This is a genomic window from Caballeronia sp. (assembly GCF_049581465.1).
In the GTDB taxonomy this organism is placed as follows: domain Bacteria; phylum Pseudomonadota; class Gammaproteobacteria; order Burkholderiales; family Burkholderiaceae; genus Caballeronia.
The window spans coordinates 1-13,574 of record NZ_JBAUSA010000923.1; the positions used below are offsets into that span (position 1 = coordinate 1).

Sequence of the window (13,574 nt, forward strand, 5' to 3'; positions counted from 1 at the left end):
CGCGACGCCGCGCGAATCTTGTCGGCGAGCTGTTCCGAGTACTCGAGCATGCCGTCGCGGATCCCCACGCGCGGCTTCGTCACGAAATCCACCGCGCCGAGTTCGAGCGCGCGCAACGTGATTTCCGAGCCGCGTTCCGTCAGCGACGACACCATCACGACCGGCATCGGGCGCAAGCGCATCAGCTTCTCAAGGAAATCGAGGCCGTCCATGCGCGGCATTTCCACGTCGAGCGTCAGCACGTCCGGGTTGTGTTGCTTGATCAGGTCGCGCGCCACGAGGGGATCGGGCGCGACCGCGCACACCACCATGTCGGGTTGCGAGTTGATAATCTCGGTCATCAGGCTGCGTATGAGTGCCGAATCGTCGACGCACAACACCCTGATCTTCGATTCCGCGCTGCGGGTCGTCATCATGCTTCCTCCACCAACCGGGCGCGCACCGTGCGCTGCAGGCTTGCTGCTGCGCCGAACAGTTCGATACGCGGCTTGGCCGCCGCTGCGGGCACTGCCCGCGGCTGATTGAATAATTCGACGCGGGCGCGAGCCCGCGCGAGACGTTCGCTGCGCTCCTCGGGCGTCTGCCGCGCGAGCGCCTGCTCGCGCTCTGCTATGCCCGGGTCCTGCTGCGTCATGAGTTTCTTGACCATCACCTGGCCGGTGCGCGGCATGAACGCGACCTTGCGCGGATACATGCCCTGCAAATCCTCGGCCACGATACGAATCTTTTCGGTCGCAAGGTATCGACGGACGAATTCCGAATTCCGGTCGCCGATATTGATCGTCGTCATGCCCGCCAGCACCGCGCCGCCGCCGAACACTTTCGCCTCCAGCCGCTCGCGCTTGCCGCCGCGCTTGAGCATTTCGTTGATCAGGACTTCCATCGCGTACGCGCCGTAGCGCATTGAATCCGATGCAGCATGCGTCGGGTCGGAACCGTCGTCGGGAAGCATGAAATGATTCATCCCCCCGATACCGGCGGTGCGATCGTGGATGCATGCCGCCACACATGAACCGAGCACCGTCACGAGCACCATGTCTTCGTCGGTCATATAGAACTCGTTCGGCAGAAGCTTCACGCCCGGACGCTTGAAATGGTTGTCGAAGTACAGGTTCGATGCGATCGGCAAACCACTCATGCAAGTTCCCCGGCCAGGACCTTGCCTGCGTTTGCCTTGCCTGCCGGCGTGTTCGTATCGCGCGACAACGAATACACGGTCTGGCCGCGCAGCGTGAACGCCTGGGACACGTAGGTGAAATTCTCCGAGTGGCCGGCAAACAGCAAGCCACCCGACTTCACCAGCGGCTCGAAGCGCGCAAGCACTTGCGCCTGCGTGGGTTTGTCGAAGTAGATCATTACGTTGCGGCAAAAAATTGCATCGAATTGACCGTTCAGCGCGTACTTTGCATCGGTCAGGTTCAGTTTCTCGAACTTCACCATCGCGCGCAGTTCGGGGCGAATCCGCACGAAACCCGCGTGCGCGCCCGTACCTTTCAGGAAAAAGCGCTTCAGCCGCTCAGCCCCAAGCGCCTTCACCGAGTCGAGCGAATAAACGCCCGCGTCGGCCTTTTGCAGCACCTGGCTGTCGATATCGGTGGCGATCACCGAGCACTGGCGCGCGGCGCTGTCGCCCAGCGTTTCCATCAGCGTCATCGCGATGGAGTACGGTTCCTCGCCCGTCGATGCCGCCGAACACCACACCGAAAACGGCTGCGGACGATGCTTCGCGAAGTCGGCGAGGATCGGAAAATGATGCGATTCGCGGAAGAACGCGGTCAGGTTCGTGGTCAGCGCATTTGTGAAAGCTTCCCACTCGGCGCTGTTTTGTTGCGACTCAAGCTGATCCAGATACTCACGGAATGTATCGATATTGACTGCGCGCAAACGGCGTGCGAGACGGCTGTACGCCATGTCGCGCTTGTGGTCGGACAGTGAAATCCCGGCGCGCCGATGAATCAGTTCGCGAATGCGGGCAAAATCGGCGGCGGTAAATTCAAAGTCGCGTTCCACTTCCGAACCGCTTCGGGTCCGGTCACGGGGTGTGTCGACGGGCGGGCGCGTTGCCATCATGTTGCCTTTGTTCTACTCAGTGGTGCAACGGCCGCAGGACGCGCGCGCGTCGCCATGCGTATTCATTAACGACCCTGCGGCTCGATGCGCGCCGTTTTCGGGCGCTTCAACGAGTCGCCCGGCGCGCAGCGAGCTGCCGAAAAGCCGCAGAGTCGTCTTGCATTGCTTCAAAACGTTTCCCAGTCGCCATCGGCTGCCACGGCGGCGGCTTGCTTCACCGCCGCTTTTGCGGGAACGAACGCCTGCGCGCCGGCCTGCGCTTGCACAACCCTCCCTTCAGGAACGACCTTCGCGGGCGCCGTCTTCGCTTGCACAAGCTTATTAACGGCGCGTTTAGCCGCGACGTTAGGCCGCGACAGAATTTTCGTCGCCTTTTGATGGCTTTTCGCCGCGACCGACGGTTCAATGCGCGCGTTCGTATCGCGTGCAGGCGTGTTGCCGGCGACTTGCCAGTGAGCCACCACGTCCTTCAGCTTGCGCGTCTGCTCTTCGAGCGAGGCGGCGGCCGCTGCCGCTTGTTCCACGAGCGCCGCGTTCTGCTGCGTGACTGCATCCATCTGGCCGACGGCCTGGCTCACCTGCTCGATACCCTGCGACTGTTCGTCGGAAGCGGCGCTGATCTCGCCCATGATGTCGGTCACGCGGCGCACCGCCTGGACGATCTCGCCCATCGTCTCGCCCGCGCGCGTGACGAGCAGCGAACCGCTTTCCACCTTCACCGAGGAATCGCCGATCAGCGACTTGATCTCCTTCGCCGCCGCCGCGCTGCGTTGCGCGAGACTGCGCACCTCTCCTGCCACGACCGCAAAGCCACGCCCGTCTTCACCCGCCCGCGCAGCCTCCACGGCCGCGTTCAACGCGAGGATGTTGGTCTGGAACGCGATGCCTTCGATCACGCCGATGATGTCGACGACCTTGCTCGAACTCGACGAAATCGCGTTCATCGTATCGACCACCTGTGACACCACTTCGCCCCCGCGCGATGCAATATCGGACGCGTTGACGGCGAGTTGCGAAGCCTGCCGCGCGTTCTCGGCGTTCTGCTTCACCGTGCTGGTCAACTGTTCCATGCTCGACGCGGTTTCCTGCAGCGACGCCGCCTGTTCTTCCGTGCGTTGCGAGAGATCCGTGTTGCCGCTCGCAATCTCACGCGCGCCGACATCGATCGATGCCGCGCCCGTGTGCACCGAGCCGACCATCGCTGTCAGGTTCCCGCGCATCTGTTCGATCCCCGCAAACAGCCGGCCGATCTCGTTGGTCTTGTCGGTGCGCGCCGAATGCGTCAGGTCGCCGCGCGACATGCGCTCGAAGTGATCGATGGCGTCGTTGAGCGGTTGCACGATCAGGCCGCGCAATGCCACGCGCGTGGCGAGAAGCATGAGCACCGCCAACGCCAGGACCGCCCCAATCAGCTCGCTCAGTAGCGAAATGCTGTCTGCCGCGTCCGCTCGCAATTGTTCCGCGTGCTTTTCGGTGAAGCTCGCGACGGTCGCCGCCGAGGCATCGAAGGCGACGAACATCGGGCTGATCTTCGTATCGGCGATAGCGTGATACGCCGCCATGTCATTCGCGGCGACGGCGGCAAACTCCGGCTCCACGCTGTCATGCAGCAGGGCGTCGTGTTTGGCGACCAGATCGTCGAGCGTGGCTTGCGGCAGCGTTGGTTTAGGTGTGGCCAGGAACAGCTTCCAACTGTCGTTGGCGTGGTCGAGCAGGACATGTCCCCGATCGGCTACGGTCTTGGCTTCGTCCGCCTTGCCCGCCTCCGTCAATGCCCTCACCCGGTCCAGCGCGATCCGCGAGCGCAGCAAATACGACGATGCTTCATTCAGCGTGCGCATCGACGCCATATCGCCGTCAGCCAGCATCGACAGCGAATTGCCAGCCGAGCGCAAGCCGGTCAGGGACAGCGCGCCGACCACTGCCGCAAAACCCACGAACAGCAAGCCCACGAGCGTCATCGTGGTACGAAGCGACCAGTTCTTAAGCATGTCTTTCTTCCCGGGCAACTTAGGTGATTGCGCGATTGACGCTTCAGGCAGTGACGGAGTCGATCAACTCCATTTCCTTGCTCGTCATCAATTTTTCGATATCCATCAGGATCAGCATCCGGCCATCGACCGTGCCGAGGCCCGTCAGATATTCGGTGGTGAGCGTCGCGCCGAATTCCGGAGCGGGCATGACCTGGTCGGCTTGCAGCGTGAGCACGTCGGACACACCGTCCACCACCATGCCGACCACGCGATGCGCGACGTTCAGGATGATCACGACGGTCTGGTTGTCGTACTCCACGCGGCCGAGATTGAACTTGATACGCATATCGACGATCGGCACGATGATGCCGCGCAGATTGATCACGCCCTTGATGAACGACGGCGCATTCGCGATGCGCGTGACGTTGTCGTAGCCGCGAATTTCCTGCACCTTCAGGATGTCGATGCCGTACTCTTCCGCGCCGAGCGTGAAGACCAGGAACTCCTGGCCTGCCGCCTCGGCCTGGCTTACGCGTTGGCCGTCGCGGCGTTGTGCCGCGGAATTGATGGATTGAATGTCTGCTGCCACATTAGCCCCCGAAGATCGGTTGGTTCAGTACGTTGTTAGTGAGTGAGCGCGCCGTGCGACACACGGCTTTCGCGGTTCAGCGCCGCCACGTCGACGATCAGCGCCACGCGGCCATCGCCGAGGATGGTCGCAGCGGAAATGCCATGCACCTTGCGGTAATTCGTTTCCAGGTTCTTGACCACCACCTGCTGCTGTCCGACCAGTTCGTCGATCAGCATCGCAAAACGGCGTCCTTCCGACTGGATGATCGTGATAATTCCCTGCGTGGGTTCGGTACGCGCGCCCTCGACTTCGAACACCTGATGCAGCGCGACCAGCGGCAAATATTCGCCACGCACACGCACGACGCGCTCGCCTCCGGCGACCGTGTAGATGTCGTCGGGAACCGGCTGCAGCGACTCCATCACGAAGTTCAGCGGCAGGATGAAGATTTCGCTGCCCACTTTCACCGACATCCCGTCGAGAATCGCGAGCGTCAGCGGCAACACGATCTTCGTTGTGGTGCCCCGGCCTTCGCGCGACTGGATTTCGACGTGACCACCCATTGCCTGGATGTTTCGTTTCACCACGTCCATGCCCACGCCACGGCCGGAGATGTCAGTGACTTGTTCGGCGGTTGAGAAGCCCGGCATGAAGATCAATTGCCAGACTTCGTCGTCGGTCATCGACTCGCTGACCTGCATGCCCTGCTTCATGGCCTTGGCGAGAATCTTGTCGCGGCGCAGGCCCGCGCCGTCGTCGCTGACTTCGATCACGATATTGCCGCCGTGATGCGCCGCCGACAGCACCAACTGGCCCGCCGTTGCCTTGCCTGCCGCGCGCCGCGCGGCGACCGTTTCGATGCCGTGATCGAGCGAGTTGCGCACAAGGTGCGTCAACGGATCGATGATCCGTTCAATCAGGCTCTTGTCCAGTTCAGTGGCTTGACCAAACGTGACGAGTTCGACTTCCTTGTCGAGCTTCGATGCGAGATCGCGAACCAGGCGCGGGAAGCGGCTGAATACGTAATCCATCGGCATCATGCGGATCGACATCACCGCTTCCTGCAGATCGCGCGCGTTGCGTTCTAGCTGCGCCATGCCATTGAAGAGGCGATCGTGCAGGGCGGGATCGAAAACGCTGGTGGTTTCGGCGAGCATCGCCTGGGTGATCACGAGTTCGCCGACCAGATTGATCAGCTGATCGACCTTCTCCACGCCGACGCGAATCGAGCTGCCTTCCGCCGCTGCGGGGCCCGCAGCCTTCGCTTTCTTGTCGCCTTCCGGCGCTTTCGCGGTTTCGGCTTCTGCGTTGTTCGTGCGGGACTCGGCGGCAGCCGCCGCCGGTTCCGTCTTCACTGCGTCGGGCGCTTCACCTGCCGCCTCGTCCGCTTCTTCATCCTCTTCTTCGTCTTGCTCTTCTTCGTCTTCCTCGTCCGGCCCCGCCCCTCCTTCCAGCTCAGCATTGCCGCGGCCGATCACGATCTGTGCTTCATCGATCACGAAACAACACACGGCGACGATATCGTCGGCGGAAACGTCCGAGTCGAGCCACAACGTGAAATCATTGCCCGACTTCAGCTCGCCAACGACGCTTCCCAGGTTGCCAAGCTCCTCGGTCAACAGCTCCTGGTCCTTCTCGCTCACCCCCCGCAGCGTAATTCTCAGGTGGGGACCCACGTCTGCAACCGGTGCCGTGGCCGCACCCTCCGACCCGGTTACATCGAATTCCTGCCAGCCCGCCTCGTCCGTGAGCGCCTCTTTCAGCACATTGTTTGCCTGATCGACGACGTGCGCGGGCGGCTCGTTGGGACCGAGCGCCATCACGACTTCCGCGAGTTCCTGCGCGACGGAGGCCGCTTGCGCGAACGACTCCTCGGAAGGCGCGGCGGACGCTACCGCGGCGGCTTTCTTTGCTTTCTTCGCGGGTTTCGCGGCGACCTTTTCTTCCGGCTTCGCTTCGGCCTTGTCGGCATCGCGCAAACGTTCCAACTTCGCACAAATGGCTTTCGCCGCTACGGCATCCGGCTCCGCGCTCGCACGGTACGCGCCGAGCTGGTCCGACAACACGTCCTTGGTTTCAAGGAACGTATCGATCATGTCGCGGCGCAGGACGAGTTCGTTATTACGTGCCCGGTCGAGCAGCGACTCAAGAATGTGCGTGGTCTCGGTCAGCGCCGAAAAGCCGAACGTGGCCGCGCCGCCCTTGATGGAATGCGCCGCCCGGAAGATCGCCGCAAGATCTTCAGGATCGGGACTCGCCAGATCGAGTGCGAGCAGCAACTGCTCCATCTGCGCGAGCAGCTCGTCCGCTTCGTCGAAGAATGTTTGATAGAACTGGGTAATGTCGAGTGTCATGCCTGGGTCACCACCGGATGCCGTGTCTGTCGTCGCTAAATGCGTCGTTTAGTAAATGCGTTTGTCTTGCCGATGTGCGTGGAATGCTTTCAATGCGGGTGCTGTGCTTCCAATAACGCCGCCACGATTTCGGTCAGTGTCTCGGGATCGAACGGCTTTTCGAGCCAGCCGGTCGCGCCGGCATTTCGCGCCGCCGCTTTGAACGGATCGCCGGATTCGGTTGTGAGTATGAGAATCGGGGTCTCGGCATAGGCGCTGTGTGTACGCAGATGGCCGATCAGTTCAAGGCCAGTCATGGCCGGCATGTTGTGGTCAGTCACCACCAGGTCGAAGCGCTGCGCAAGCGCCGCCTCGTAGGCTTGGGCGCCGTCGGCTGCAACCACCACGCGATACCCCGCCTCGACGAAGGTCGCCGAAAGCACTTGCCGCATGGAAGCGGAATCGTCGACTGCCAGAATGTTCCTGCTCATTGAATGCTCCTGTCCTGGCCGTAGCCTCGACTTACACCTGGTTGGGTCCCGTGATTGGCTGACCACGATGTCCGTTTCATGGAGCCGCCTGCTTGAGCGGCGGCCCCGGGACGACCGCGGCCAAACTGGGGTTCGCGCTATTGGTACCGCCCGTGCTGTTGGAGAAAGTCGTGGCCTGCGACGGGTCGTCGCGCATCATGGCTTCTTCCGATTTGTGATTCAGCACGAGGACGCTGATCCGGCGATTCTCCGGATCGAACGCGTCTTGTTTGTTGAGGTTCTGCGTCGAGGCGAGACCGATCACGCGCAACACTTTCGCCTCGTCCATGCCGCCGGAAATCAGCTCGCGCCGTGAAGCGTTCGCCCGGTCCGCGGACAATTCCCAGTTGCTATAGCCCTTTTCGCCGCCTGCATATTGCGTGGCGTCGGTGTGGCCCTGCACCACAATCCGGTTCGGCACGTCGTTGAGCGACTTGCCGATCTCCTGCAGGATGTCGTGCATGTACGGCTGCACGGCGTTGCTGGCGAGCGCGAACATCGGCCGCTTCTGGGTATCGACGATCTCGATGCGCAAACCTTGCTGCGTCGAATCAATGCGTATTTGCTGCTTGAATTGCCGCAACACCGGATTCGCTTCGATAGCCGCCTTCAGCTTCACTTGCAGATCGTGCAAGCGGACCTGATCGCGCCGTTCCAACTCGACCTTCGCATCTTTCAAGGTTTGTTCGTCGAGACCCACCTTGCGCTGCGTGCCCTCGCTCATCCGGGTCGTGCCCGGATCGGGGTTCGATAGATCGCTCCCGCCGCCCGTGATGATGCTCGAATCCATCCCGGAGCCCTGGCCGCCCATGATCGCGTTCTTCAGCGGCGTGTTGAAGTACTCGGCAATCCCCCGGCGCTGCACGGGCGTCACCGCGCTCAACAGCCACATCAAGAGGAAAAACGCCATCATCGCGGTCATGAAGTCGGCGTAGGCGAGCTTCCACGCGCCGCCGTGATGCGCCTTCTTGCCTGAGACGATGCGCTTGATGAAGATCGGACGATCTTTGTTCATGGCAGCCTTACTTCGCCTTCACGCGGCGCACGTGTTCTTCCAGTTCGGAGAACGACGGACGCTCGGTGGAGAAAAGCACCTTGCGGCCGAACTCCACCGCGATAGCCGGCGCATAGCCGTTCAGGCTCGCGAGGATCGTGACCTTGATGCACTGGAACATCTTTGTGGACTCGGCCAGGCGCTGTTCCACCACGCTGGCGAGCGGTCCGATCAGGCCATACGACAGCAAGATGCCGAGGAACGTGCCAACCAGCGCCTGCGCGATCATCTCGCCGAGAATCGCTGGCGGCTGGTCGGCGGAGGCCATCGTGTGGACCACGCCCATCACGGCGGCGACGATGCCGAATGCAGGCATTGCGTCACCTACCTTGTGCAGCGCCTGGGCCGGGCTTTCCCCTTCGGTGTGATGCGTCTCGATTTCCTCGTCCATCAGGCTCTCGATCTCGAACGCGTTCATGTTGCCGCCGACCATCAGGCGCAAGTAGTCCGTCAAGAACTCGACGATGTGGTGATCGGCCAGGATCTTCGGGTATTGCGTGAAGATCGGGCTTTTTGACGGATCGTCGATATCCGTTTCCAGCGTCAGCGTGCCTTCCTTACGCGCTTTCGCGAGCAAGACATAAAGCAGCGCCATCAACTCCATGTACACGTCCTTGTTGTACTTCGAGCCTTTGAACAGCGTCGGAAGTACTCGCAGCGTGGATTTGATGGTCTTCATGTTGTTGCCGAGAATGAAGGCCCCTAATCCTGCACCCGCGATCATCAGGATTTCGACCGGTTGCATCAGCGCGCCCAGATGGCCACCTTCGAGCGCGTATCCGCCGAAAACAGACAACAGAGTGACTAGTGTTCCCACGAAAATCAGCACAATCGAATTCCTCGCGTTTTGCATCGGCGAAACCGCCGTTAAGTGGTTTACGGCAAGGCACCAGAAAACTTTGAAGGGAAATGGCGCGCGAGCCGGACACGAAAGACGCGGCTGTGTCCTGATTGAGCAAGGCGCCTGGGGTGTCAGGCGAAGGCGCGCGTGGGGCATATCCATGCTGGAAAACGGGAAAAGCCGGGCAAACGTACCGATATCTCGATTTCGGGACTCGGCAACCATGTGTAAGCAGAAATTGTTCAGGAGATTTGGGAACGCAGGGTTCCAAGACTCCCCGGTGTAACGGCGCGCCGGTCACGAAACTTCATGCGCGGCCCGTACGCCATGGCACAAACGTTGCGGTGGATTGGCTTGCCACGGATTCAGTGCATTGTTCGGCGGCGCGAAAACCGCCGGATGGCTTGCCGAACAAGGCTCCAGCATTCTTGCGAAATTCGTAACAGGGGCTGTTTCGCGGTGTAACAACATTAAGCGTTTGAAAAACAGCTCGGTGATAACGGAAGTCATCTCGATAATGCGAAGTAAGGGATAACCCGCTACGGCGAGTCCAACTTTTAGGGGGCGGCAGCATAGGCGCTGTCCCGTCCGCAAGGCTTCACCGGCAATCCACGCGGCAATTTGCGCGGTCCTGGCGGTTCGAAGCCCTCACGAACAGGAGAGTCACGTAATGCGTATCGCACAAATTGCACCTTTGCACGAAGCAGTTCCCCCTAAGTTCTATGGCGGCACGGAACGCGTCGTTTCGTATCTGACCGACGCACTGGTCGACTTGGGTCACGAGGTCACGTTGTTCGCGAGCGGCGATTCGCAGACCAAGGCGACGCTCGATGCAGCATGGCCGAAGGCACTGCGTCTGGACCCGTCGATCCGCGATGCGAACGCGCCGCATGCGGTTCTGCTCGAAAACGTGCGTCGTCGCGCGCATGAGTTCGACGTGCTTCACTTCCACCTCGACTACATGCCGTTTTCGCTGTTCTCGCAGATGAATACGCCGTTTGTGACCACGCTTCACGGCCGCCTCGACTTGCCGGAATTGCAACCGGTCTTCAACACGTTCCCGAACGCGCCGGTTGTGTCGATTTCCGACTCACAGCGCTTGCCATTGCAGCAAGCGGCGTGGCTGAACACGATTTACCACGGCTTGCCCGAAAATCTGCTGACGCCGCAACTGCACAAGAAGCCTGAGTATCTGGCGTTCCTAGGCCGGATCTGCCCGGAAAAGCGTGCCGACCTGGCCATCAAGATCGCAGCACAAAGCGGTCTGCCGCTGAAGATCGCGGCCAAGGTAGACAAGGTTGACCAGGAATACTTCAAGACCACGATCGAGCCGTTGCTGTCGCAGGCCCATGTTGAGTTTGTGGGCGAAATCAACGAGCAGCAAAAGCCCGAGTTCCTGTCCGGCGCGAAAGCGTTGCTGTTCCCGATCGACTGGTCTGAGCCGTTCGGCCTCGTGATGATCGAGGCAATGGCGTGCGGCACGCCGGTTATCGCGTTCAATCGCGGTTCGGTGCCGGAAGTGATCGATCACGGCGTAACCGGATTTATCTGCGAAGACGTGCAAGGTGCGGTTGGCGCGCTTCAACGACTCGACGAACTGTCGCGCACCGAAATTCGTGCACAGTTTGAACGTCGTTTCAGCGCCCGGACGATGGCTCAGAATTACGTCGATAGCTACACGTCGCTGTTGCAGGCTGCAAAGCGTCCGGTGCTGCGTCGCGTTGCGGTGGGTTGAAAGCGGGATTTGAGTCCGGTCGAGCGACTGTCGACCGGCCTTAAGCGGCGGGGCCAATGCGATAGTGGGAAGCCAGTCATTCCCTGATTTGAAGCGCAATTAATGCGACAAATTTAGCGATAAATTAAAAATCCGCCCTTTCAGGGCGGATTTTTTTATTCCAGCATTTTATTCGATCAACCGGATTGCGTGATTTAACGCAACGCGCGTGACTCATAGGTGATTCATGCGCGATGCATGCACGACTCATGCTTGAGTCGGTCGAATCAGAAAACCATCGCGATTCTTGCCCATGATCCATTTGGGCGGCTTGCCTCGGCCACTCCAGGTATTACCTGACGCGGGATCCTGATAAAGAGGTGGCAACGGTTCCTTCTTGGGCGGGCGGCCACGCCGAACCATGGTTAGCCCGAGATCCTGAGCCGTCAGGCCATATTCAACCACCTTGCGGCGGATCTCGCCGAGAACGGTTTCCAACTCCAGTCTCCGAGCTTCTTCCGCCTGCTCCTGAAGCTTGGCGATCTTGGCCTTGAGTTCTGTGTATTGCGACATTTGTTAATCCTTTCAATAGAAACGTGATTATCAGCAAGCCTAGCGACTTCGAATAAAACATGCAATGTGTAACGACATCATTGCAAAAAAGTACCAATCCAAATCAGAAAATTCTCGAAACGATATGTCATTCCGAATAAGAATTTCCCGAGTTTTATGAAAATCAACAAATTTTGACAATCAAACCTGATAGCCGGATTACACTTCGAGCCCGCCGTGGTTATCAGCGAAATCTGAATGACTGTCAGCGTCGAAATCGTTTCATTTTTTTATATATTTTTAGGATATCGAATCATGCGATTAGGACAGCGCCTCGGCGCAGAAATGTTTGGTACGTTTTGGCTCGTGCTGGGCGGCTGCGGCAGTGCAGTGCTAGCAGCGGGCTTTCCCCAACTCGGCATTGGCTTCGCGGGTGTCGCACTCGCGTTCGGCCTGACGGTGCTCACCATGGCCTACGCAATCGGCCATATCTCCGGGTGTCACTTGAACCCGGCCGTGAGTATTGGCTTGACAGTTGCAGGGCGCTTTCCGGTTCGCGATCTCGCGCCGTATATCGTCGCGCAGGTCATTGGCGGCGTACTTGGCGCTTATGTGTTGTCGGTGATCGCCAGTGGCGCGCCGGGTTTCGACCTCGTTGCAAGCGGCTTTGCAACGAACGGCTATGGCGATCACTCACCAGGCCACTACACGATGATTGCCGCGCTGGTGTGCGAAGTCGTGATGACGTTCTTCTTCCTGTTTGTCATTCTCGGCTCGACCGATAGCCGCGCGCCGGCCGGTTTCGCACCGATCGCAATTGGCTTGTGCCTGACGCTGATTCACCTGATTTCAATCCCGGTTACGAACACATCCGTGAATCCGGCTCGCTCAACCGGTCCGGCCTTGATGGTTGGCGGTGCGGCAATCGAGCAGTTGTGGTTGTTCTGGGTCGCACCGATTATTGGTGCAATCATTGCGGGCCTGGTTTATCCGGCGCTGACTCGCGAGAAACGATAAGCGCTTGGCTTGCCACATGATTCAATAAAAAACGGGCGCTCGGCGCCCGTTTTTTATTCAACGATTTGTTTATCACCGGGCGCAGGCTTAGCTAAACCTGAATGCCGGCCGAGAAATGCGATTGTGTCCCGAGTTGTTTTCTTAGCTTCCGGATTGAGCAGGCGCAGAAAGCTCATACTTCAAGCCAAACAGTTCGCGTAGCTGATGAGCGACGCCTGCCTCGAAGTTATTGCCCGTTCTCGGTATATTCGGCAAGCGCTTCACCAGATCAGGATTCGCGTTGTTCATCATGAATGGGAGGCCGGCCGTTTCGAGCAAATCAATGTCGTTCATGTTGTCGCCGAACGCGACGCACCGCGCGGTATCGATTGCAAGCCGATCCAGTACAAAGCGCAATGCGCGCCCCTTTGATACATCTGACGTCATCACTTCGAGACAGTCCGGCTGCGAATAAGTGACATACACCGACTCGCCGAATTCGCGTTCAAGGTTCGCTGCGGTCACCTCCAGATCATCGTGATCGCCGATGTACAAAACCTTCGCGATGTTCTCGCCGTCGTGCTCCCGCAGGTCCATTACGTCGTAGTCGAAGCCGGAATCCTGGTGAAACGCCAGCAACTCCGGCGCATGACGATCGATCAGCCAGGCGTCGTCGGCGAAAAGGTTCACGATGACGCGCTCACTTCCCGCCAGATCCGGTTGCACCAGCCGACGTACCGCCGCCGAATCGATATTGCGTGCGTAAATGCGTTCATTGTCCGGCGCATGGATGCGCGCACCGTTCGACGTGATCAGGTAGGCGTCGATGCCGAGCACGTCCCGAATGCCGAGCACATCGCGATAATGCCGGCCCGTCGCGATAATAAAGCGCGCACCGAGTGCCTCGATTTCGCGCAACGTTTCGACGGTGAACGGATCT

13 protein-coding genes are annotated in these 13,574 nt (G+C 59.8%); 2 read left to right on the forward strand and 11 right to left on the reverse strand.

The genetic code is table 11. The features are described 5' to 3' along the window. The 9 genes from WCA53_RS22655 to motA form a co-directional block, all read right to left on the reverse strand. Nucleotides 1-413, reverse strand: a 413-nt coding sequence (locus WCA53_RS22655) for a response regulator (RefSeq protein WP_423915772.1), incomplete at its 3' end; no start/stop codon positions are given. After that, a complete protein-coding gene (cheD, locus tag WCA53_RS22660) occupies nt 413-1,138 on the reverse strand; it encodes a chemoreceptor glutamine deamidase CheD (protein WP_423915774.1) in 726 nt (241 codons plus the stop codon). The genes cheD and WCA53_RS22655, both read right to left, overlap by 1 nt. Next, entirely contained in the window at nt 1,135-2,070 is a 936-nt protein-coding gene (locus tag WCA53_RS22665; protein WP_423915776.1) for a CheR family methyltransferase, read from the reverse strand. Before WCA53_RS22665 ends, cheD begins: the two co-directional genes overlap by 4 nt. Nucleotides 2,071-2,237: 167 nt before the next feature. After that, on the reverse strand, nt 2,238-4,061 hold the full coding sequence (locus WCA53_RS22670) for a methyl-accepting chemotaxis protein (RefSeq protein WP_423915778.1): 1,824 nt from the start codon (nt 4,059-4,061) through the stop codon (nt 2,238-2,240). Nucleotides 4,062-4,104: 43 nt separating this feature from the next. Continuing rightward, complete coding sequence (gene cheW / locus WCA53_RS22675; protein WP_423915781.1) at nt 4,105-4,632, reverse strand: chemotaxis protein CheW; 528 nt, start codon at nt 4,630-4,632, stop codon at nt 4,105-4,107. A gap of 35 nt (nt 4,633-4,667) precedes the next feature. Beyond that, a complete protein-coding gene (locus tag WCA53_RS22680; RefSeq protein WP_423915784.1) occupies nt 4,668-6,968 on the reverse strand; it encodes a chemotaxis protein CheW in 2,301 nt (766 codons plus the stop codon). An 89-nt stretch (nt 6,969-7,057) separates the two neighbouring features. Continuing rightward, nucleotides 7,058-7,438, reverse strand: coding sequence for a response regulator (locus tag WCA53_RS22685; RefSeq protein WP_423915786.1), 381 nt, complete (start codon nt 7,436-7,438; stop codon nt 7,058-7,060). A gap of 76 nt (nt 7,439-7,514) precedes the next feature. Continuing rightward, nucleotides 7,515-8,492: a flagellar motor protein MotB gene (motB, locus tag WCA53_RS22690; RefSeq protein ID WP_423915788.1), complete on the reverse strand. Its 978-nt coding sequence runs from the start codon at nt 8,490-8,492 to the stop codon at nt 7,515-7,517. A 7-nt stretch (nt 8,493-8,499) separates the two neighbouring features. Then, nucleotides 8,500-9,360 (reverse strand): flagellar motor stator protein MotA, encoded by an 861-nt coding sequence (gene motA, locus WCA53_RS22695; protein ID WP_423915790.1) that lies wholly within the window; start codon nt 9,358-9,360, stop codon nt 8,500-8,502. A gap of 682 nt (nt 9,361-10,042) precedes the next feature. On the opposite strand from motA, the gene WCA53_RS22700 reads away from it, so the two are divergent. Next, entirely contained in the window at nt 10,043-11,107 is a 1,065-nt protein-coding gene (locus WCA53_RS22700) for a glycosyltransferase family 4 protein (protein WP_423915792.1), read from the forward strand. A 246-nt stretch (nt 11,108-11,353) separates the two neighbouring features. On the opposite strand, the gene WCA53_RS22705 is transcribed toward WCA53_RS22700, so the two are convergent. Further along, nucleotides 11,354-11,659 carry an H-NS histone family protein gene (locus WCA53_RS22705; protein ID WP_423915795.1) on the reverse strand — a complete coding sequence of 102 codons (306 nt, stop codon included), beginning with the start codon at nt 11,657-11,659 and terminating at the stop codon, nt 11,354-11,356. A gap of 294 nt (nt 11,660-11,953) precedes the next feature. On the opposite strand from WCA53_RS22705, the gene aqpZ reads away from it, so the two are divergent. Continuing rightward, on the forward strand, nt 11,954-12,655 hold the full coding sequence (aqpZ, locus tag WCA53_RS22710) for an aquaporin Z (RefSeq protein ID WP_423915798.1): 702 nt from the start codon (nt 11,954-11,956) through the stop codon (nt 12,653-12,655). A gap of 141 nt (nt 12,656-12,796) precedes the next feature. Here aqpZ and WCA53_RS22715 read toward each other — a convergent pair. After that, the coding region (locus WCA53_RS22715; protein ID WP_423915800.1) for a Cof-type HAD-IIB family hydrolase at nt 12,797-13,574 on the reverse strand (778 nt) is incomplete at its 5' end.

Coding starts and splice junctions, on each gene's coding strand:
- cheD (WP_423915774.1), bottom strand. CDS start 1,138: ATGAGTGGTTTGCCGATCGCATCGAACCTGTACTTCGACAACCATTTC.
- WCA53_RS22665 (WP_423915776.1), bottom strand. CDS start 2,070: ATGATGGCAACGCGCCCGCCCGTCGACACACCCCGTGACCGGACCCGA.
- WCA53_RS22670 (WP_423915778.1), bottom strand. CDS start 4,061: ATGCTTAAGAACTGGTCGCTTCGTACCACGATGACGCTCGTGGGCTTG.
- WCA53_RS22680 (WP_423915784.1), bottom strand. CDS start 6,968: ATGACACTCGACATTACCCAGTTCTATCAAACATTCTTCGACGAAGCG.
- WCA53_RS22685 (WP_423915786.1), bottom strand. CDS start 7,438: ATGAGCAGGAACATTCTGGCAGTCGACGATTCCGCTTCCATGCGGCAA.
- motB (WP_423915788.1), bottom strand. CDS start 8,492: ATGAACAAAGATCGTCCGATCTTCATCAAGCGCATCGTCTCAGGCAAG.
- WCA53_RS22700 (WP_423915792.1), top strand. CDS start 10,043: ATGCGTATCGCACAAATTGCACCTTTGCACGAAGCAGTTCCCCCTAAG.
- WCA53_RS22705 (WP_423915795.1), bottom strand. CDS start 11,659: ATGTCGCAATACACAGAACTCAAGGCCAAGATCGCCAAGCTTCAGGAG.
- aqpZ (WP_423915798.1), top strand. CDS start 11,954: ATGCGATTAGGACAGCGCCTCGGCGCAGAAATGTTTGGTACGTTTTGG.